The 20,185-nt window shown below is 64.3% G+C and carries 16 protein-coding genes; 7 read left to right on the top strand and 9 right to left on the bottom strand.

The window, feature by feature from the left end:
• Positions 1 to 120: 120 nt before the first annotated feature.
• Entirely contained in the window at positions 121 to 606 is a 486-nt protein-coding gene (locus AQ12_RS16990) for a TRAP transporter small permease (RefSeq protein ID WP_048441141.1), read from the top strand.
• A complete protein-coding gene (locus AQ12_RS16985; RefSeq protein WP_048441140.1) occupies positions 603 to 1,895 on the top strand; it encodes a TRAP transporter large permease in 1,293 nt (430 codons plus the stop codon). The genes AQ12_RS16990 and AQ12_RS16985 overlap by 4 nt, the downstream gene beginning before the upstream one ends.
• A gap of 109 nt (positions 1,896 to 2,004) precedes the next feature.
• Here AQ12_RS16985 and AQ12_RS16980 read toward each other — a convergent pair whose 3' ends face one another.
• Together AQ12_RS16980 and AQ12_RS16975 are read right to left on the bottom strand one after the other, a co-directional pair.
• Positions 2,005 to 2,778 carry an enoyl-CoA hydratase gene (locus AQ12_RS16980; RefSeq protein WP_048441139.1) on the bottom strand — a complete coding sequence of 258 codons (774 nt, stop codon included), beginning with the start codon at positions 2,776 to 2,778 and terminating at the stop codon, positions 2,005 to 2,007.
• Between the two features lie 20 nt (positions 2,779 to 2,798).
• Positions 2,799 to 3,752 carry a histone deacetylase family protein gene (locus AQ12_RS16975; RefSeq protein WP_048441138.1) on the bottom strand — a complete coding sequence of 318 codons (954 nt, stop codon included), beginning with the start codon at positions 3,750 to 3,752 and terminating at the stop codon, positions 2,799 to 2,801.
• A 44-nt stretch (positions 3,753 to 3,796) separates the two neighbouring features.
• On the opposite strand from AQ12_RS16975, the gene AQ12_RS16970 reads away from it, so the two are divergent.
• The 4 genes from AQ12_RS16970 (at position 3,797) to mltB (ending at position 8,955) form a co-directional block, all read left to right on the top strand.
• Positions 3,797 to 4,717 (top strand): MoxR family ATPase, encoded by a 921-nt coding sequence (locus tag AQ12_RS16970; protein ID WP_048441137.1) that lies wholly within the window; start codon positions 3,797 to 3,799, stop codon positions 4,715 to 4,717.
• A gap of 142 nt (positions 4,718 to 4,859) precedes the next feature.
• Complete coding sequence (locus AQ12_RS16965; protein WP_048441136.1) at positions 4,860 to 5,837, top strand: DUF58 domain-containing protein; 978 nt, start codon at positions 4,860 to 4,862, stop codon at positions 5,835 to 5,837.
• Positions 5,831 to 7,858, top strand: coding sequence for a DUF3488 and transglutaminase-like domain-containing protein (locus tag AQ12_RS16960; protein ID WP_238587750.1), 2,028 nt, complete (start codon positions 5,831 to 5,833; stop codon positions 7,856 to 7,858). Before AQ12_RS16965 ends, AQ12_RS16960 begins: the two co-directional genes overlap by 7 nt.
• Positions 7,859 to 7,869: 11 nt before the next feature.
• Positions 7,870 to 8,955 (top strand): lytic murein transglycosylase B, encoded by a 1,086-nt coding sequence (mltB, locus tag AQ12_RS16955; RefSeq protein WP_238587749.1) that lies wholly within the window; start codon positions 7,870 to 7,872, stop codon positions 8,953 to 8,955.
• 184 nt (positions 8,956 to 9,139) lie between these two features.
• Here mltB and AQ12_RS16950 read toward each other — a convergent pair whose 3' ends face one another.
• The 7 genes from AQ12_RS16950 to AQ12_RS16920 form a co-directional block, all read right to left on the bottom strand.
• A complete protein-coding gene (locus AQ12_RS16950; RefSeq protein WP_048441134.1) occupies positions 9,140 to 9,607 on the bottom strand; it encodes a hypothetical protein in 468 nt (155 codons plus the stop codon).
• Between the two features lie 49 nt (positions 9,608 to 9,656).
• Positions 9,657 to 10,226: a GNAT family N-acetyltransferase gene (locus AQ12_RS16945; RefSeq protein WP_048441133.1), complete on the bottom strand. Its 570-nt coding sequence runs from the start codon at positions 10,224 to 10,226 to the stop codon at positions 9,657 to 9,659.
• Positions 10,223 to 11,182, bottom strand: coding sequence for an alpha-E domain-containing protein (locus AQ12_RS16940; RefSeq protein WP_048441132.1), 960 nt, complete (start codon positions 11,180 to 11,182; stop codon positions 10,223 to 10,225). The genes AQ12_RS16945 and AQ12_RS16940 overlap by 4 nt, the downstream gene beginning before the upstream one ends.
• Positions 11,183 to 12,679: a circularly permuted type 2 ATP-grasp protein gene (locus tag AQ12_RS16935; protein WP_082151652.1), complete on the bottom strand. Its 1,497-nt coding sequence runs from the start codon at positions 12,677 to 12,679 to the stop codon at positions 11,183 to 11,185.
• 98 nt (positions 12,680 to 12,777) lie between these two features.
• Positions 12,778 to 14,910, bottom strand: a complete 2,133-nt coding sequence (locus AQ12_RS16930) for a GtrA family protein (RefSeq protein ID WP_082151651.1) — start codon at positions 14,908 to 14,910, stop codon at positions 12,778 to 12,780.
• Positions 14,907 to 15,863, bottom strand: coding sequence for a glycosyltransferase family 2 protein (locus AQ12_RS16925; RefSeq protein WP_048441131.1), 957 nt, complete (start codon positions 15,861 to 15,863; stop codon positions 14,907 to 14,909). The genes AQ12_RS16930 and AQ12_RS16925 overlap by 4 nt, the downstream gene beginning before the upstream one ends.
• Before the next feature lie 9 nt (positions 15,864 to 15,872).
• Entirely contained in the window at positions 15,873 to 18,275 is a 2,403-nt protein-coding gene (locus AQ12_RS16920; protein ID WP_048441142.1) for a DNA internalization-related competence protein ComEC/Rec2, read from the bottom strand.
• A 106-nt stretch (positions 18,276 to 18,381) separates the two neighbouring features.
• Here AQ12_RS16920 and AQ12_RS16915 point away from each other — a divergent pair.
• On the top strand, positions 18,382 to 20,185 hold a 1,804-nt coding region (locus tag AQ12_RS16915; RefSeq protein ID WP_048441130.1), incomplete at its 3' end, for a transglutaminase family protein.

The raw sequence follows: 20,185 nt of genomic DNA, 5'->3' as shown, positions 1-20,185 counted from the left end.
GGGGGGGGGGGGGGGGGGGGGGGGGGCGTCCCTTACCCTGAACCCCCGCCCTCACCCTAACCCTCTCCCAAAGGGAGAGGGAACAGGAACCATAATGGCCGGCGAGGGCACTCCACACACATGAAAAAACTCCTCGAAATCCTTTGCGGGCTGCTCGCCGGTGCGGCGCTCTTCGGCATCATGGCGCTCACATTCTTCGACGTGCTGGGCCGCAAGTTCTTCGATCACTCGATCCCCGGATCGCTGGAACTCACCGAGCTGATGATGGTCGTCGTCATCTTCGCCGCGCTGCCGCTGGTGTCCGAACGCGGCGAACACGTCGCCTTCGATTCGCTCGATCACTACATGCCGCGCTGGGTACTTCGCGCGCAATCGGTCGTCGTCAACGTGCTGTGCGCCGTGATGCTGGTCGGGCTGGGTTGGCTCATGCTCAAGACTGGCAACCAGTTTTTGGAAACGGGCGAGACCACGGCGCAACTGAAAATCCTGAAAGCGCCTTTCATCTGGGGCATGGGCGTGCTGTGCGCCTTCACCGGGGTGGTGCACCTCGTGATCGCGGGATCGCCGCCGGTTGAACGCGCCGAAGGCGAAGGGGCCGCGCTGTGATCGAAGCCCTCATCGGATTTGGCCTCATCTTTTTCCTGGCGCTGCTGCGCGTGCCGCTCGCGTTCGCGATGGGCATGGTCGGCTTTGGCGGCGTCTGGCTCACCCGTGGCTTGCAGCCCGCACTCGCCAGCACGGCGCAAGTGGTCTATGAGACGGGCTTTGCCTACACACTATCGGTGATTCCGCTGTTCATCCTCATGGGCAACTTCGTGGCGCGCGCAGGGCTCGCCCACGAGTTGTTCCAGGCCGCCTACGCTTTCATCGGCCATGTGCGCGGCGGCCTTGCACACGCGACCATCGCGGCGTGCGCAGGGTTCGGCGCAATCTGCGGCTCGTCGATTGCGACAGCAGCGACCATGAGCAAGGTGGCCTACCCGTCGATGCGCAAGCTCGGCTACAGCGCCCCGCTGTCCACCGGCGTCATGGCCGCGGGCGGCACGCTCGGCATCATGATTCCGCCCTCGACCATCATGGTCATCTACGGAATCATCACGCAGACCAACATCGGCAAGCTGTTTGCTGCAGGCGTGATTCCCGGTCTGCTGACTGCTGCATCGCTGATGGGCGTCGTTGCCATCGTGACGGCACGTGACCCCGAACATGCACCGCCCGGCGAACGCACCTCATGGCCCGATCGCTGGAAGGCGCTGGCGGGTATCTGGGGTGTGGCGCTGCTGGTGGTGGTGGTGCTTGGCGGCATCTACGGCGGGCTCTTCACTGCCACTGAAGGCGCGGGCTTCGGCGCGTTCGGCGCGTTCCTGTTTGCCCTGGCTAGAAGGCGCATGACATGGGCCGTGCTGTTCCAGGTGCTGGTTGAATCTGCGCGCACCACGGCAATGCTGTTCACCCTGCTGATCGCAGCCACGATCTTCGCCAATTTCGTCAACTTCACGACGATGCCCAACGACTTGAAAGAGTGGATCACGCACCTGGGCTTGTCGCCCGTCATGGTGATCGCCGCGATGATGGTGATCTACGTGATCCTGGGCACGGTGATGGAAGAGCTCACGATGGTGCTGCTCACCATTCCGCTGTTCTTTCCCATCGTGACGGCGCTGGGTTTCGACCCGGTGTGGTTCGGTGTGCTGATCGTGATGGTGGTGCAGATCGGTTTGATCTCGCCGCCCGTGGGCATGAATCTCTTCGTGCTGAATTCACTACTGCCCGATGTGGGGCTGGGCCAGATCTTCCGCGGCTGCTGGCCGTTCGTGGCGGTGATGGTGCTGATGCTGGGCCTGCTGATCGCGTTTCCGCAATTGAGCTTGTGGCTGCCGTCGCTGATGAAGTGATGCGGCTATCGGACAGGCCTGTCATTGCGGACTCGATCCGCAATCCATGTCTTCAAAGGCCGTCGCCGCTGCGCGGTGGATGCCGGATCAAGTCCGGCATGACATACATCTAGGACCAGTTCGGCTTGCGCTTCTCGGTGAACGCGGTAAACCCTTCCTGCGCGCAGGAATCCATCATGTTCACTGCCATCGTCTGCCCTGCCAGCTGGTAGGCAGCCTCGATGCCCATCTCTCGCTGGCGGTAGAACAATTCCTTGCCCATCGCAATCGCGGCGCGAGGCTTGGCGAGCACACTGTCGACGAGTTTCGCGACTTCGGCGTCCAGCATCTCCAACGGCACGACACGATTGACCAGACCACGCTCCTTCGCCTGCTGCGCCGTGATGAAGTCACCCGTGACCAGCATTTCCATCGCCTGCTTGGGTGCCATGTTGCGCAGCAAGGGCACGCTGGGCGTGGAGCAGAACAGGCCGTAATTCACGCCACTGACCGCAAAGCTCGCGTTGTCGGATGCGACCGCCAGATCGCACTGCGCAACCAGCTGGCAACCAGCCGCCGTTGCAATGCCATGCACGCGCGCAATCACCGGCACCGGCAGCTTCAGGATCGCCAGCATCACCCGGCTGCACTGCGCAAAGAGCTTCTGGTAGTACGCCAACTCGGGCGTTCCCACCATCTCCTTGAGGTTGTGTCCCGGACAAAACGCCTTGCCCGCTGCAGCGATCACCACCACCCGCGCCGACTCGTCCTGCGCGACCTTGTCGAGCGCGGCCTGCAATGCTGCGAGCATCTCCTCGCTCAGTGAATTGAAGTTGGCCGGGCGATTAAGCGTGAGCGTGATCACGCCCCGGTCGTCACGCTGATACAAAACTGCGTCTTCCATGTGCATTCCCGGGAAAAGATCTAGAGATCGGCCAGGGCCCGAAGGTGCGCTTCAACACTGCGGCCCAGCGCGCTCAGGTTGTACCCACCCTCCAGCGACGACACGATGCGCCCCTGCGAATACTTGTTGGCGACTTCCTTGATGCGCTGCGTCATCCAGGTGTAGTCCGCTTCGACCAGGCCCAGTTGGCCCAGGTCGTCTTCACGATGCGCATCGAAGCCCGCGCTGATGAAGATCATCTCGGGCTTGAATTCCTCCAGGCGCGGCATCCAGTTCTTTTCAATCAGGCCGCGGATCACATCGCCCTTGGTGTAGGCGGGTACCGGGACGTTGACCATGTTGTCGGCGGGAGAGTCGTAGCCGGTGCCTGGATAAAAAGGGTGCTGGAAGATGCCGACCATGAGCACACGCGGATCGTCCGACAGGATGTCTTCGGTGCCGTTGCCGTGGTGCACATCGAAATCGACAATGGCCACGCGCTTGAGTCCGTGCTGCTGGATCGCGTAACGCGCGCCGACCGCCACCTGGTTGAAGATGCAAAAGCCCATGGACCGGTCATGGCAGGCGTGGTGGCCCGGCGGCCTCACGGCGCAAAACGCGTTCTCCAGTTCGCCGGACATCACTGCATCGACAGCAGCAATCACGGCGCCGCTGGCCCGCATGGCCGCATTCCATGAACTGCCGTTCAATGACGTATCGGGATCGATCTGCGCGTAGGCGCGCCCGCCGTCGGCGATGTGTTTCGCCAGGCGGGTGCGCAATTCGTCGATGGCCTCGACATGCCTGCGCGCGTGCGCCAGCGTGATGTTTTCAGGCGTGGCCATCGGCGCTTCGCGCCGCTCCAGTGCGTCGCCAACGCCGGTGACCAGAAGCCGGTCTTCGATGGCGTCGAGTCGCTCGGGGCATTCAGGATGCCCTGGGCCCATCTCGTGTCGCCTGCAGTCTGGGTGAGTGAAATACCCGGTTTTGCCCATGTCTCGCGCTCGCTTGAGGGTAATTTGGGATAACGTGCTGCCTGATGGAAGCTCAACAAAAACTCAAGGCCCTCCTCGATCAGCTTAACACGGTGCTTGTCGGAAAAGCCGACCAGGTGCAGGACTGCGTGGCATGCCTGCTCGCTGGAGGACACCTATTAATTGAGGACGTTCCCGGCGTTGGCAAGACCACGCTGGCCCATGCGCTTGCGAGGGCTTTCGGCCTGCATTTTTCACGGGTGCAGTTCACCGCCGACCTGATGCCGAGCGATCTGTCAGGTGTGTCGATCTATGAACGGCAAAAGGAGGCTTTCGTGTTCCATCCGGGGCCTGTGTTCGCGCAGGTGCTGCTGGCCGACGAGATCAACCGGGCCAGTCCCAAGACGCAAAGCGCCCTGCTCGAAGCGATGGAAGAAAAGCAGGTCACCGTCGAAGGCGAGACGCGCCCTTTGCCCTCGCCATTTTTCGTCATTGCCACGCAGAACCCGCATGACCAGCTCGGCACGTTCGCGCTGCCCGAGTCACAGCTCGATCGCTTCCTGATGCGGATATCGCTGGGCTATCCCGATCGCGCCGCCGAGCGTGAGTTGCTCAGTGGCGCGGATCGACGGGGCATGGTCGAGACGATGCACAGCACGATGACGCCGGTGGATCTGCAGCTGCTGCAGCAGCAGGTGCTGCAGGTGCATTCGTCGGACGCGCTGCTCAACTACGTGCAGGACCTGATTGCCGCGAGCCGCTCGGGTCGGTGGTTCCTGCAGGGCCTTTCGCCGCGTGCCGGCATTTCGGTGATTCGCGCGGCAAAAGCGCAAGCGCTGCTCAGCGGGCGTGACTACGTGGCGCCGGACGACGTGCAGTCAATACTGCCGCAGACGATTGCGCACCGGCTGGTACCTGTCGGGGACGCGGGTCGCGGCCCCATCGAACAGGTCCGCGCCATGATCGAGGCGGTCCCGCTGCCATGACTGCCGGCTGCCATTGCGGACTCGATCCGCAATCCATGTCTTCAAAGGCCGTCGCCGCTTCGCGGTGGATGCCGGGTCAAGCCCGGCATGACAGGCGGGGTGAGATGCGGCTGCGACGGCGGCATGACGGCCGCTCCATATCGTGAACGCGATCACCCTCAACCCCTTCACCTTCGCGCGCGGGCGCTTTCGCCAATGGTGGCAATCGCGCCTGCCGCTGTCGGACACGATCACGCTGACGCAGCGCAACGTCTACATCCTGCCGACCCGCCCCGGCTTCATGCTGTTCGCAACGCTCGTCATCCTGCTCATCGGCTCGATCAACTATCAGCTGAACCTCGGCTACCTGCTGACCTTCCTGCTGGCCGGTAGCGCCGTCGTCGGCATGCACGTCTGTCACGCCACGCTGCGCGGCATGACGATGAAGCTGCTGTTGCCGGATGCGCAATTCGCAGGCGTCAGTGCCACGCTTTCCATCTCATTGATCAACGAGCGCAACGCCACCCGGCACGGCATCGGCATGGCTGTGCTCGACGCCACGCACGACGACCGCTGGGTCTGGACCGACGTGCCCGCGCAGGGCAGCGCCATGGTGCATGTCGCCTTCAAACCCGAACATCGCGGCCTGCATCGCGTGCCGCCCCTCACGGCAGAGACACGCTTCCCGCTGGGCACATTCCGCGTCTGGACCGTGTGGCGACCCGCCGCGCAGGTGCTGGTCTATCCACGCCCCGAACCCTTTCCCCCGCCGCTGCCACCGGGCGAGCCGCGATCAGGCGGCGGCGGCGCCGCGCGCCAGCAAAACACCGGTGAGTTCGATGGCGTGCGTGCCTACCGGCGCGGCGACCCACTCAAGATGGTCGTCTGGAAAAAAGCCGCGAAGGCAGACGAACTCGTGAGCCGCGATACCCAGCAGGCCCAGCGTTTCGAGCTGTGGCTCGACTTCGCCACCGCCGGCCACCTGGACACCGAAGCCAAGCTCTCGCGCCTCACGGCCTGGGTGTTGCAGGCCGACAAGCTCGGCATGGATTTCGGCCTGCGCCTGCCCACCCAGCAGATCAAGCCTGACTCGGGCGAGGCACACCGCAGGCGCTGCCTGGAGGCACTCGCCACATGCTGATGGACCCTGTTCGCAACCTGCGCGCCCTGCCACGCGATGGCCGCGACACGCTCTTCTTGCTGCTCGTCATCGGCTGGATCGTGCTGCCGCAGGTGACCAACCTGCCGGTGTGGTGCGTGGCGCTGGCCGCCGCTGTATTGCTGTGGCGCGCGCGTCTGGCGGTGCTCGCCAAGCCGCTGCCCGGCAAATGGTGGATCTTCGGGCTGCTCATCATCGCTGTCGGCGCGACGCTGTTCACCCACCGCACGGTGCTGGGCCGCGATGCGGGCGTGACGATGATCGTGGTGCTGCTCGCCTTGAAAACACTGGAGCTGCGCGCCCGGCGCGACATCTTCGTCGTGTTCTTCCTGGGCTTCTTCACGATGCTCACCAACTTCTTTTTCTCGCAGTCACTGCTCACGGCAGCTGCAATGCTCATCGCGCTGCTGGGCCTACTCACTGCATTGGTCAACGCCCACATGCCGGTTGGCAAACCGCCGCTGCGCGAAGCCTTGCGCACGGCGGGATGGATGACGTTGCTGGGCGCACCGGTAATGGCGGTGATGTTCGTCCTGTTTCCGCGTTTCGCGCCGCTGTGGGGCATTCCCAGCGATGCCATGAGCGGGCGCAGCGGCCTGTCCGCGAACATGCAGGTTGGCAATCTCGCGAGCCTCGTGCTGGACGAAAGCATCGCGATGCGCGTCAAGTTCGAGGGCGTGACGCCGCAGCAAAGCGACCTGTATTTTCGCGGCCCGGTGCTCACCACGTTCGACGGCCGCGAGTGGCGCGCGTTGCAGCCGCGTCTGGGCACGCGCACTTTCAACAGCGTGACCGGCCCATCGCGCCTGCAGGTCGCAGGCGAGCCGGTGCGCTACGAAGTGACGATGGAGCCAAACAATCGCCCCTGGCTGATGGTGCTCGATGCGGCCATCAAGCCGCCCGTGGTGCCCGGCTTCGAAACCGTGATGACCAGCGAGTTGCTGTGGCTGGCCAATCGCCCCATCACCGACCTCGTTCGCTATCGCGCCGAAAGCCACGTCACGTTCAGGCACGGGTCGGGCGCGCGTTCGGCGGTGCTGCCGGAATACGTCGACCTGCCGGTGGGCTTCAACCCGCGCACGCTGATGCTGGCAGGCGAACTCGGGCGCAAGCCCGGTGTGGTCGAGGGCGGGTCCGAGGCCTTCGTGCGCGCCGCGCTGGACCACCTGCGCAATGGCAACTACCAGTACACGCTGGAACCCGGCGTTTACGGCACACACACCGCAGATGAATTCTGGTTCGATCGCAAGGAAGGTTTTTGCGAACACATTGCTTCGGCGTTCGCGATCCTGATGCGTGCAGCGGGCATACCCGCGCGCATCGTGACCGGCTACCAGGGGGGAGAGCGCAACACGGTCGATGGCTTCTGGGTGATCCGGCAAAGCGATGCGCACGCATGGACCGAGGTCTGGCTCGACGGGCGCGGCTGGGTGCGTGTAGACCCGACCTCTGCGGTGGCGCCGGGCCGCACGGGTTCGTTCCAGCGCCTGCAGGCGCCGCAAGGCGTGTTGGCGTCCGCCTTCAGTTCGGTGACGCCGACCTTGTCGGCCAACATGCGTGCCGCCTGGGAGGCGCTCAACAATTCATGGAACCAGTGGGTGCTCAACTACACGCAGAGCAAGCAGCTGAACATGCTCAAGGACCTGGGCTTCGAATCGCCGAGCTGGGAAGACCTGAGCTATGTGCTGATCGCCATCATCGTCACAGTGGCGTCGGCCGGCGCCTTGTGGACCCTGTGGGACCGGCGGCAGCACGACCCCTGGCTGAGGTTGCTGCACAAGACGCGCAAGCGGCTACAAGAGCACGGCGTCGAGCTTCCATCGGCAGCGCCACCGCGCCAGATTGCGAATGTTGTCACACACCGCTTCGGCGATGCCGGCGCCGCGCTGGCAGATTGGCTGCTGAGGTTGGAAACCCTGCGATATTCTCGAAACCCCAATACCGACCTGGCCGCGCTGCAACGTGAATTCAAGCGCCTTGCGTGGCCGGCCCGAACCACTTGAATGCATCTCCCTTGATCTCTCGCGTTTTTGCAATTGCACTGCTGGCAGCTTTCGCCAGCGCCCCATCTGAGTCCGTTGCGCAAGCCAAGCCCAGGCAGTCGATTGCCAACGGTGAACGCAACAGTGCGCGCGGCGTTCCCTATGCATCGAGTGAAGCGGCGATGGCGTTCGCCGATGGCGTGGCGCAGCGCCGCGGCCTGGATCCCGAACGCGTACGGCGCATCATCGGCCAGGCGCAGATGCTGCCGGTGGTCGCACGGCTCATGCAGCCCGCCCCGGCGACCAGCCCCAAGAACTGGCGCGTCTACCGCAGCCGATTCATCGATCCGATCCGCATCGGCGCCGGCGTCAGGTTCTGGACGGAGAACCGCGCCGTGCTGGAGCGGGCAGAAAAAGAATACGGCGTTCCGGCGGAAATGATCGTGGGCATCATCGGTGTCGAGACCATCTATGGCCGGCAGCTGGGCAACTTCCGAGTGATCGATGCGCTGGCCACGCTCTCGTTCGACTTTCCCGCGTCCCACCCACGCGCCGCCGAGCGGACCAAGTACTTCCAGGGCGAACTCGAACAGTTCATCGTGCTGCAGGAAAGCGCAGGCACCGATCCGCTCGCGCCGCTGGGTAGCTATGCGGGCGCTGTCGGCATGCCGCAGTTCATGCCGACCAGCTGGGCGAAGTGGGCGGTAGACTTTGACGGCGACGGCAGGATCGATCTCACCCGCAGCACGCCAGACGTGATCGGGTCGGTGGCCAACTACTTCAAGAGCTACGGCTGGAACACGGGAATGCCCACGCACTACCCGGTGAGCTTTGACATGGCGAAGCTGCAAAAGGACGTGCTGCTCGCGCCTGACATCCTGCCGACCTTCAGCGTCGCCAGCTTCACTGCGAACGGCGCCGTGCTCGAAGGGAAAGCGCTGGAGCACAAGGGACCACTCGCGCTGGTCGAACTGCTCAATGGCGACGCGGAGCCGCAGTACATCGCCGGCACCGAGAACTTCTATGTGATCACGCGCTACAACTGGTCGAGCTATTACGCGATGGCGGTGATCGAGCTGGGACGCGAGGTGAAAGAGGCGCTGAACAACAGGCCGTGACGGCTGTCATTGACGGCTGCTGTTGAAGTCTGTTCCCAGGTTGTCATGCCGGACCCCCTGGCTGTCATTGCGGACTTGATCCGCAATCCATGACTTCGACGGCCGCATCCGCTTCGCGGTGGATGCCGGATGAATTGCAACCCCGGACTCGATCCGGGGCCGGCATGACAGCCTGATACCGAATTCAACTCCCGCGCGACAGCCGGATCGCACTGAACCATCTCTGGCTCGCACCACCCAACAGCAGCACCATCGCAGCGACCTCCATCGCGACGCACACGATGTCGATCACGGTCGAAAGCGGAGAGCGCACAAAGTTGTCGTTGAGCTCCATGCCGACCATGAGCCAGCCCAGGCCCAGATAGGCAAGCAAGACGAAGCGCGCCCAGTTCTTTCCCCTCATCACCCGCGACGCCAGGAACAGCGTGAGCGAGCCGAAAACGGCCAGCAGCACGATCGTCATCACCAGCGATATCTCGCCTTCTTCCGGCGTCGGCACCCGGATGCCGGGGATGACGTAAGCCGCAGCACTCAGGACCAGCGCCCCGATCACGAGTTGAAGCGCAAGCCGTACCGACGACGGCTGGGGAGGAATCGAAGTGACCGGGTCGGCAACTTCGGCGGTGGGCGGGGTGAACGGGTTGTGGCTCATGGTGTGGCACCGATTGTGCGGGCAGTGCGAATCACGCGAATCACGCGAATCAAATCACCCTGGCGTACATGCACATGTCGCGCAGTTGCCCGTCCAGCGCGCGTCGGGCGTTGCGATGCACGCCCTCCAGGTCAAAGCCACAGCGGTCCGCGACCTTTCGCGATTCGAGGTTGTCCTCATCGGTCACCAGTTCCACGCGCACGGCAGACAGATGCGTGACGGCATAGCCGACCATCGCATCCACCGCTTCGGTGATGAACCCCTGCCCGGTGCTGGACGTGCGGCACCAGTAACCGACTTCGGCCCGAGGCAGGGTCCAGTCGAGCCGGTACAAACCGCAGCCGCCCACAAACCGGCCGCCTGCCTTCTCGAAGATGAAGAACTGGAAGTCCTTGTGCTCGTTGAAATTGTTGCGCGCGTTCATCGCTATCGCCTCGGACAACTCCACGCTCTGCTCGCCCGCAATCCAGGGCAGCGCCGCCAGGAAGCGCCTGAGCGCGGGTAGCGATTCCACCAGCGCTTCGTAGTGCACATGGCCGTCGCCCGGCTGGGGAATCCGAATGATCAGGCGCCGGGTTTCGACGCAATCGGGGAGCCTGGATATGTCGACGACTTTCAAATACTCGCAGGCACCAGAAAGTCGCGGCTGATGCGGCTGCCCAGTTCATTCACGCGGTCCAAAAACTGCGTGAGGAACGCGTGCAAGCCCGTGGCCAGAATCTCCTCGATATCGCCGTATTGAAGATCGGCCCGGAGTTTGCCCGCGCGGCGCTGGGTTTCGGCCGATTGGTCGTTGGCCACTGCCGCCAGGTTCAGCACCACTTCATTCAGACTGGCATGCAGCGATCTGGGCATGTCGGCGCGCAGGATCAAGAGGTCAGCGACTCGCTCGGGCTTGATCACGTCGCGATAAACCTTGCGGTAGATCTCGAAGCCCGAGACGCTGCGCAAGATGGCGCTCCAGTGATAGAAGTCGTACTCCTGGTCCTTCTCGCTGGCGTTGCCGAAGAAGTCACTTTGCACCGCGTGGAACTTCACATCCACCAGCCGCGCGGTGTTGTCCGCGCGTTCCAGGAAGGTGCCCAGCCGCATGAAGTGCAGGGCTTCGTCCATCAGCATCGTGCCCACGGTCACGCCGCGAGACAGGTGCGATCGGAACTTGACCCATTCAAAGAACTGGCCGGGGTCGCGCTCGAATTCATTCTGGCGCAGCATGCGGTTGACTTCGAGCCAGGTCTGGTTTTGGGTTTCCCAGGCTTCGGTGGTCAGCGAGCCTCTCACGGCTCGCGCGTTTTCGCGGGCGGCCTTCAGGCAGGACACGATGGAAGACGGATTGCTCTCGTCCTTGACCATGAACTCCATCACCGCCTTGGGCGTGATCTCGCCGTGCTTGGCGGCATAGGCGGGCAGCAGTTCGCTGATGGACAAAAGCCCCTGCCAGCCGACCTGCGCAACGGCCTTGGACTGGGGAAGCAGCGATGTCTGGTAGTTCACATCGAGCATGCGCGCGGTGTTCTCGGCGCGCTCGGTGTAGCGCGACATCCAGAAGAGGTGATCTGCGGTTCTTGAAAGCATTCAGACCTCCATGATCCAGGTGTCCTTGGTGCCGCCGCCCTGCGACGAATTCACCACCAGCGAGCCTTCTTTCAGCGCGACCCGCGTCAGGCCGCCGGGGACCATCTGCACGTCCTTGCCCGAGAGCACGAACGGGCGCAGGTCGATGTGGCGCGGCGCAATGCCGCTCTCGACAAACGTCGGGCAGCTGGAAAGCGACAGCGTCGGCTGCGCGATGTAGCCCGACGGGTTCGCCTCGATCGCCTTGCGGAAGTCTTCGATTTCTGCGGTGGTCGAGGCCGGGCCGACCAGCATGCCGTAGCCACCTGCACCGTGCACTTCCTTGACGACCAGGTCCTTGAGGTTGGCCATCATGTATTTCAGGTCGTCCTTTTCGCGGCCCACGAAGGTTGGCACGTTTTTCAGGATCGGCTTTTCGCCCAGGTAGAACTCGATCATCTTGGGCACGAAGGGATAGATCGACTTGTCGTCGGCGATGCCGGTGCCGATCGCATTGCAGATCGTCACATTGCCCGCGCGATACGCATCGACCAGGCCTTCGGTGCCCAGGGTGGACGTCGGGCGGAACACCTTGGGATCGAGGAAGTCGTCGTCCACGCGGCGGTAGATGACATCGACACGCTTGGGTCCGCGCGTCGTACGCATGTAGACGTAGCGGTCCTTCACGAACAGGTCCTGCCCTTCAACCAGCTCGATGCCCATCTGCTGCGCCAGGAACGCGTGCTCGAAGTACGCGCTGTTGTACATGCCGGGCGTGAGCACGACCACCGTCGGGTCCGGTGCCCCGGGCTGGGCCGAGGCGCGCAGGGTTTCCAGCAGCAGGTCGGGGTAATGCATGACCGGTGCCACGCGGTGCGAGCTGAAAAGGTCGGGGAAGAGCCGCATCATCATCTTGCGGTCTTCGAGCATGTAGCTCACGCCGCTGGGCACGCGAAGGTTGTCTTCGAGCACGTAATACTCGCCTTCGCCCTGCGCATTGGGTGCACGCACGATGTCCACGCCTGCGATGTGCGAATAGACATGATGCGGCGTGTAGACACCCATCATCTCCTTGCGGAACTGCGAGTTGTTCAGGATCTGCTCGGCCGGAACGATGCCGGCCTGGATGATTTCCTGGTCGTGATAGACGTCGTGCAGGAACCGGTTGAGCGCGGTGACGCGCTGCACCAGCCCCTTTTCCATGCTGGCCCATTCGTGGGCCGGGATGATGCGCGGGATCAGGTCGAACGGAATCAGCCGCTCGGTCCCCGCGCCGTCTTCATCCTTGGCGCCGTAGACGGCAAAGGTGATGCCGACCCGGCGAAAGATCATTTCCGCTTCTTCGCGCCGGGCCCGCATGGACTCTTCGGGCTGGCGGGCCAGCCACTGCGCATAGTCCCGGTAGTGCTCCCGCACCCCTTGCATCTGCGATTGGTTCATCCCGCCCATGGACTGGCTCTGGAACTGAAAATTGCCGCTCTCGGGCAAGCGCTCGAACATCTCGTCGAATTTGTGCATGTAGCGTTTCTCCGCCCCTAGCTTAGCAAGTTCCGGACCCCCTGCGGGCCAAAATCAGTTCATGTTTGCCCGGGGTCCGTGCAGAGGGCGGCGTGCGATCAGCGCTTGACGCGGCACAGGCGAAAGGCCTGCGGCGATTGGCCCATGTAGGCCGTCAGCCGCTTGCAGCTGGCGATGTCCAGTTCATAAGAGCGGGTGCGAAGGTGAGTCGCCCACAACTGCGCGGTGGCCAGGTCTTCTGCGTCCAGGTCGCGCCTGACCTCGTTGGCAGGCGGATCGAACTGGCACAGGCCGCCCGGACGCTGCTTGTACGCACGATAGCGGCTGGACAATTTCAGTGCGGCCTTCACGCCCAGGCAAGCCGTGCCATCAGCCGCAAAGTTCTGCCGGCCCGCCCACTCGTTGAAGCGGCCCACGTTTCGCGCGGTGGTGTCGGTGGCAGCGGGCAGCACGGCCCAGACCTGGCCGCCGCGCGCCTTGAAGATCTCCTCGGCGCGGCGGATGTAGGCCGGCGATTCCGGGAAGTTGAACATCGAGACGAAGGCGAGTTCGGGCGGCAGGTGAACCGCCATCCAGGCCACCGGCTGCGCAATCAGCATGAGGGTGTCGCGGGACGGATCGGCCAGGCCGAGGTCGGGCACGCGGAAGCTGCGTTCGGCAAACGAGGCATGACCCCAGGTGCGAAACGGAATCACGCTGGTGAGGACGGCCACGGCGATGACCGCAATGCCTGCCCTGCGAGCCCAGGCGCGATCGGGCCAGATCTGCTCCAGCAGCAGCCACAGCATGAGGGGCAGCAGCACTTCCATCGCCACGGTGTAGCGGCCGATGCCGAAAATCGCGAGCCACAAGAGGTAGCTCACGCTGACGTATGCAAAAACCATCCGGCTGCCATCGGCAAGGATTGGCTTGTCACGCCGGACCAGAGTGACCGCGCCCCATGCGATGAAAGCCACATAGACCGCAGGCCAGAGCAATTGCCGCAGCGGCATTTCGCCAATACGAAACGGATTGTGTATGAACACGAACGGATACGCCACCCACTCGAAAGCCGTCTTGGGTCCCCAGCGTGGATCACCCATGCCCATCGGGCTGGCCATCGGCGATCCGAAGATCGAGTTGAACTGCGGGAACAGCGGGTTTCCGAACTGCTGCCACATCATCCAGAACCAGAAGCCCGCCGTGAGCGCGATGCCTGCGATGCCGCCCGCCGTCAGCGCAGTGACCGAGCGAAGCCGCCAGCGCCACGGCATGCCGGTGACCAGCAAGGCAGCAGCCAGTCCGACCGCATAGACCGCGTTGGTGAGTTTGAGGCCCGTGGCCGCGCCGACCATCAGACCGGCGACGACGAAGATGGCAACGCGGTCACTGCCCAGACCCCTGAGGCAAAGCACGAACGCGCCGAGCACCAGCAGCGCCGTGGTGTTGTCGCCCATCGTCGTGGCGAAGCCTGCGAGAAAGGCCGCGCCCGTGCAGCCGGCGAGCGCGAGCAGCCAGACTTCTCGCGTGGACGCCTGGGGCCTCACGCGCCGGACGATGGACGCCACCAGGAGCAGCGTGATGCCGTGGGCCGCACCCATGATGAAGGCCACGGCAGGCGCGGGCAGGTTCATCGCCATCCAGTAATACGGCAACTCGATCAGCGGATTGAAATAGGTCTGCATGCCTGCAGGCGCCAGGTCGGTGTGCAGGCGACCGGTGAGAAACGCCCAGGCGTTGTACAGGTGGTAGTTATAGAGGTCCCAGTTCGTGTCCTGGCCCAGGACCATAGACACCGCACCGAACGCGGCCACCACGAGCAGCGAAGGGTCGCCCTGCTTGCCGGTGAACACCAGCCAGCGTGAACCGGCAAAGTTCAGCAGCAGGGCCACGGCAGACCCGGCGGCCAGCGCTACAAAATCGCGTCCGGGCAGCGCCGACAGCACGATCTGGAACGTGACGAAGCTCACGACGATGCCCGCGCCCTGCACCGACAGGTAACGCAGGTATTGCTGCACAGGCCTGTCGGCCTCACCCGGCGCCCGCGCGAAAGTCCAGCGGCGGTTGATGGCCCAGGTGATCAGGGTCGCCGGCACGAACGCAGCCAGCCGCGAGGCCACGACCGGCCATCCGATCACATGCGCAAAGAAAAGATACGCCAGCGCATCGGCCGCGAAACCGATGGCGCCCACGGCCAGATACCAGCCCACCTGCGAGCGAAACCGCCGCACGAATCCGTCTGCCACTGTCATCGCCCGGAGAGCAGTCGCAGCTCGTAGTTGGTCTTTTGCTGGTGCGCGATGCTGTCGAGCACCAGGCCCACTGCCAGCATGAGCGCCGCCACGATCTCCAGCGCAGCAGCCAGGATGGCCAGCGGCACGTGATAGATGTAGCGATACCGGAGCCAATCGTCAAAGACCGGGATGGCTGCGATGAGCCCCGCCGCCACGCACACCGCAGCAATCGTCGTGAAAAACGCGAGCGGCCGGTAGTAGCGCAGGATCTGCAGGATGGTGAACAGCACCTTGGCGCCATCGGTCACCGTGCTCAGTTTCGACTCGCTCCCTGGCGGACGGTCCACGTATTCCACCGGCAGCTCCAGGATTCGAAAACGCTTGTCGAGCGCATGCAGCGTGATGTCGGTCTCGATCTGGAAGCCCTCGACCAGCAACGCATAGTTCTTGATGAAGGTGCGGCTGCAGGCGCGGTAGCCGCTCATGGGGTCGCGAATCCGGCTGCTGAAAAAGAAGTTGATCAGGCCGCCGACCAGCCGGTTGCCCAAGCCGTGCAGGCGGCGCTTGTTTTCGCGCTCGTAATGGCCGCCCGATTGCCTGTCGCCCACGACCATGTCGGCGCGGCCCTGCAGCACAGGCGCGATCAGGTCCATCGCGCGATCGGCGGGGTAGGTCAGGTCTGCGTCGGCGATCAGGTACACCTGCGCATCGACTTCCATGAACGCGCGGCGCAACGCATTGCCCTTGCCCTGGCGCGGCTCGTGGATCACGCCGCCTTCGCATCCGAGGGCGGCCAAAACGTCTGCCGCGACCCGCGCCGTGGCGTCCTGCGAGTTGTTGTCAACCACGTAGAGCGCCGCGTCGGGCAAGGCCGCACGGAACGCGCGGATCACCGCTTCTACCGTAGCTTCTTCGTTGTAGGCGGGCAGGATGACTGCAACAGCGGCGATGGATTCGGGGCGATGAGGCATGGCTGGCGATTATGGTGCCGACCGGTGACGCCAGTAGCGCGGATCGCCAGTCCGGTGGCACGCAACTGTGAAAGCACGGGCCGAGTCCCAGGTCGCGGCGCCGCAATCCGGTGACGCCGTCACCGCAATCGCACGTTCGCGGTACCTGTCCATCACAACCGGTGCCGGATGCCCGTACCGGTTGCGGTAGCCGGCCTGCACGATGGCATGCGAAGGCGCAACCGCGCCGAGAAAATCGCCTGTCGATGAGGTTTTGCTGCCGTGATGCGGCACGAGCAGCAGGTCGGCCCGAAGCTGCCCCTGCATCGATTCACGCACGAGCCGCGCTTCCTGCGCCGCCTCGATATCGCCAGCGAGCAGCGCCGTGCTTGCGCCGTTGGACACGCGCAGCACGCAAGAAATCGCATTGGGTTTCACGGCCGACTCATAGTCCTGCGCGCGAGGGTGCATCACCTCGAAGTCCACGCCGTCCCACTGCCAGCGCTGGCCCGCTTCGCATCGCCTCGATGGCCGCAGCGCCTGCAATTCGTGGCCCTCTTCGAGTGAGCTGTGCAGCATGGCGTGCTTGTGCATCGCCAGCACTGCCGCCGCGCCGCCGGTATGGTCGCTGTCGCGGTGGCTGAGCATCAGCACATCGACACGCTCTCCCCTGGCACGAAGCAGCGGCACGATGACCCGATGACCCGCATCGCTTTCAGCGCTGTAGCGCGGACCCGCGTCGTACATCAGGGTGTGCGACGCCGTCCGCACAACGACAGCGTTGCCCTGCCCGATGTCCACGGCCATCAACTCGAACTGCCCTTGCGCCGGTCGGGTGCCCTGCCAGACCAGCACCGGAAACAGGAGCGGCAGCCCCAGCAGGCGGATGCCCGCAGGCAAGCGCATGACCAGCAGCAATCCGCCGACCACGCCTGCAACGCCTGCCCAGAGCGGCGCCGTCGGCAGCGACACCGTGGCCAAAGGAAATGCCGCCAGCAACTCAAGCCATGCTGCCAGCGCCTGCACCGCCCACGCAGCCGCATCCCAGATACGGTGAAGGGCAATGCCCAGAAGCGACAAGGGCGTCACTACCAGCGTGACCCAGGGAATCGCGAAGGCGTTCGCCAGCAGGCCGACCACCGACACCTGGCCGAACAGCAAGAGCGTGAGCGGCGTGAGCGCAACCGTCACGATCCATTGCTCGCGCCATGCGGACATCAGCATGGCGCGCCCTTTCTGCATGCGGCTGGCGGGTTCGCTGTCGCTGGCTGCAGGACCGGCAGCAAACAGCACGCCCACCGCCACAAAACTCAGCCAGAAACCCGGTTGCAGCAAGGCCCACGGATCGATGACGACGACCACTGCACAGGCGACCAGCCAGACATGGGGCCACGGCCAGCGGCGGCCCGAGAAACGAAGGATGCCGACCGTCGCCAGCATCCAGACCGTGCGCTGCGCGGGCACGCCCCAGCCGCTAAAAAGTGCATACGCCGTGGCCAGCACGATGCCGCCTGCGAGCGCCGCATGCTGGGCGGGCAGCCGCAGGCAAAGCCTGCGGCTGCGCCGCCACGCAAACCCGATGGCCAATGACGCAGCCCACGCAAACATGGTGACGTGCAGCCCGGAAATGCTCATGAGATGGGCAACACCGGTCGCTCGAAAAATATCCCAGTCGGCGCGCTCGATGGCATTCTGGTCACCCACGACGAGTGCCGCGAGGATGCCGGCCGCCTTTCGGTCCTGCACATGATTCAGGATGGCATCGCGCACCGATTGACGTGCCAGCTCGATCGGTCGCCGCCACGTCTGGGCCAGACGCAACGGCTCGTCCCGGGGGTCGGTTCGCACATAGCCGGTGGCCTGCAAGCCCTGCTCCCACAACCACAGCTCATAGTCGAACCCGTGCGGATTGCTGTTGCCGTGCGGTGCCTTCAGGCGCACGTTGAACTGCCAGCGTTCGCCTGCGCGCAGCTCGGGCGAGGCGCGCTGCGCGTCGTTGTACCAGCCGAGCAAGATGCGCGGCGGGATTCGCACGGGCTGGTCGGCGACGCGCGCGGACTCGGTGTCAAAGCGAAAGCGGATGCCGATGTCCGAGCGCTGCGGCATTGCCGAGACGATGCCGGTGACAGTGATGTCGCGGCCCTCGATGGAGGGGGACAGGGCGTCAGCGAGGAAGGCGGTGGCGCGCAGGGCGGTGAGGGAGAACACCAGGAGGGTGGCGGAGAGGAAGATGGTGAGGGAGCGTAGGGCTGCCCCCACCCCTGCCCTCCCCCAGCGGGGGAGGGAGAAAGACAGGAAGCCACAGAGCGCCAGGAACAGATAGGCCTCCCAGCCCCATAGCTGCGCCTGCTGCAATTGCGCAGCCGTGCCCAGCACCACGCCCAGCAACGCCGGCGCGATCTGGCCTCCCCTTGCGGTCTCCTGATTCAGCATGACGCTGCTCAACGGCGCGCCCTGCCGATGCGCCTACAGCACGAAAGCCGCTGCGCACTACTGCCAAAAACACACTCCCGGCCCCAGACTTGCTAGTATCCCCAGCATGTCGATCCATGCCGCGCTGAACCACGTCACCCACTACAAATACGACCGCCCGGTCCAGCTCGGGCCGCAGGTCGTTCGATTGCGGCCCGCGCCCCATTCGCGTAGCAACGTCATCTCGTATTCGCTGAAGGTCGAGCCTGCCGATCACTTCATCAACTGGCAGCAGGACCCGTTCGCCAACTACCAGGCGCGGCTGGTCTTTCCCGAAAAAACCACCGAGTTCAAGATCACGGTAGACATCGTGGTCGAGATGGCGGTCTACAACCCGTTCGATTTCTTCCTGGAACCGAGCGCAGAAAAGTTTCCGTTCAAGTACGAGCCCTTGCTCGCGCAGGAGCTCGCTCCCTACCTCGCCGCCGAGCCGCTCACGCCCATGCTCAAGGGCTATCTCGAACGCGTCGATCGCAGCGAGAAGGCCACCATCGACTTTCTTGTCGCCATCAACCAGCAGGTGCAGGGCGACGTCAAATACCTGATCCGCATGGAGCCAGGCGTGCAGACGCCTGAAGAAACACTGGTCAACGGCAGCGGCTCCTGCCGCGATTCGGGCTGGCTGCTGGTGCAGCTGCTGCGGCATTGCGGGCTGGCGGCGCGGTTTGTCTCCGGCTACCTGATCCAGCTGACGCCGGATGTGAAGGCGCTTGATGGCCCGAGCGGCACCGAGGTCGATTTCACCGACCTGCACGCCTGGTGCGAGGTCTATCTGCCGGGCGCAGGCTGGATCGGGCTGGACCCGACCTCGGGCCTGCTCGCCGGCGAAGGCCACATACCGCTGGCCTGCACGCCGCAGCCGTCAGGCGCAGCGCCTATCGAAGGCCTGGTGGACGACGCCGAAGTCGAGTTCGCGCATCACATGCAGGTGACGCGCATCTACGAATCGCCGCGCGTGACCAAGCCTTACGACGACGAGCAATGGGCCAAGGTGCTCGCGCTCGGCGAAGCTGTCGACCGCGAACTGGTGGCGGGCGATGTGCGCCTCACGATGGGCGGCGAGCCGACCTTTGTCGCGACCTCCGATCGCGACGCCGCTGAGTGGAACACCGATGCGCTGGGCCCCACCAAGCGCAGCTACGCGACCCAGCTGGTCCACAAGCTGCGCGATGAATACGGCAAGGGCGGCTTCCTGCATTTCGGGCAGGGCAAGTGGTATCCGGGCGAGCAGCTGCCGCGATGGGCGCTGTCGATCTACTGGCGCGCCGACGGCCAGCCGTGCTGGAGCGATGCTTCGCTGTTCGGCGATGAAAGCGTGCCCGAGCATTACACCGGCGAGGACGCCGGGCGCTTCATCAACGCGCTGACGCGCAAGCTGGGCATCACCAACGAATACATCCTGGACGGCTACGAAGACACCTTCTATTACCTGTGGCGTGAGCGGCGTCTCCCGGTCAACGTCGATCCGTTCGATTCGCGCCTGGACGACGAGATGGAACGCGTGCGCCTGCGCCGTGTGTTCGAGCAAAAGCTCGACACGGTCGTGGGGTATGTGCTGCCGCTGGGCGTGGCGACCGAAGGCAATCCGCAGCTGGGTGGACCGCGCTGGGTGACGAGTCCCTGGTTCCTGCGCGATGACCGCCTCTATCTCTATCCCGGCGATTCGCCAATGGGTTTCCGGCTGCCCCTGGATTCATTGCCATGGGCCAAGGCGACGGACATTCCTTATCTGATCGAGCAGGACCCGTTTGCGCATCGTGAGGCCTTGCCGGCCTCGGTGACGATGCAGTCGCGGTATTCCTCCCCCGCTCCCTCCCCCACTGGGGGAGGGCTGGGGTGGGGGCACGGCGGCGTCGGCTCAGGGCCGCAAA

Source organism: Caenimonas sp. SL110, from assembly GCF_001044395.1.
GTDB lineage: Bacteria > Pseudomonadota > Gammaproteobacteria > Burkholderiales > Burkholderiaceae_C > Ramlibacter.
Note: the sequence above shows the minus strand (reverse complement) of the source record. Positions and strands in the feature narration are given on the sequence as shown.

What these genes read in the sequence shown, in the direction of transcription:
- AQ12_RS16990 (WP_048441141.1), top strand. Translation starts at nt 121, where the DNA reads ATGAAAAAACTCCTCGAAATCCTTTGCGGGCTGCTCGCCGGTGCGGCG.
- AQ12_RS16980 (WP_048441139.1), bottom strand. Translation starts at nt 2,778, where the DNA reads ATGGAAGACGCAGTTTTGTATCAGCGTGACGACCGGGGCGTGATCACG.
- AQ12_RS16975 (WP_048441138.1), bottom strand. Translation starts at nt 3,752, where the DNA reads ATGGGCAAAACCGGGTATTTCACTCACCCAGACTGCAGGCGACACGAG.
- AQ12_RS16970 (WP_048441137.1), top strand. Translation starts at nt 3,797, where the DNA reads ATGGAAGCTCAACAAAAACTCAAGGCCCTCCTCGATCAGCTTAACACG.
- AQ12_RS16960 (WP_238587750.1), top strand. Translation starts at nt 5,831, where the DNA reads ATGCTGATGGACCCTGTTCGCAACCTGCGCGCCCTGCCACGCGATGGC.
- AQ12_RS16950 (WP_048441134.1), bottom strand. Translation starts at nt 9,607, where the DNA reads ATGAGCCACAACCCGTTCACCCCGCCCACCGCCGAAGTTGCCGACCCG.
- AQ12_RS16940 (WP_048441132.1), bottom strand. Translation starts at nt 11,182, where the DNA reads ATGCTTTCAAGAACCGCAGATCACCTCTTCTGGATGTCGCGCTACACC.
- AQ12_RS16935 (WP_082151652.1), bottom strand. Translation starts at nt 12,679, where the DNA reads ATGCACAAATTCGACGAGATGTTCGAGCGCTTGCCCGAGAGCGGCAAT.
- AQ12_RS16930 (WP_082151651.1), bottom strand. Translation starts at nt 14,910, where the DNA reads ATGACAGTGGCAGACGGATTCGTGCGGCGGTTTCGCTCGCAGGTGGGC.
- AQ12_RS16925 (WP_048441131.1), bottom strand. Translation starts at nt 15,863, where the DNA reads ATGCCTCATCGCCCCGAATCCATCGCCGCTGTTGCAGTCATCCTGCCC.
- AQ12_RS16920 (WP_048441142.1), bottom strand. Translation starts at nt 18,275, where the DNA reads ATGCTGAATCAGGAGACCGCAAGGGGAGGCCAGATCGCGCCGGCGTTG.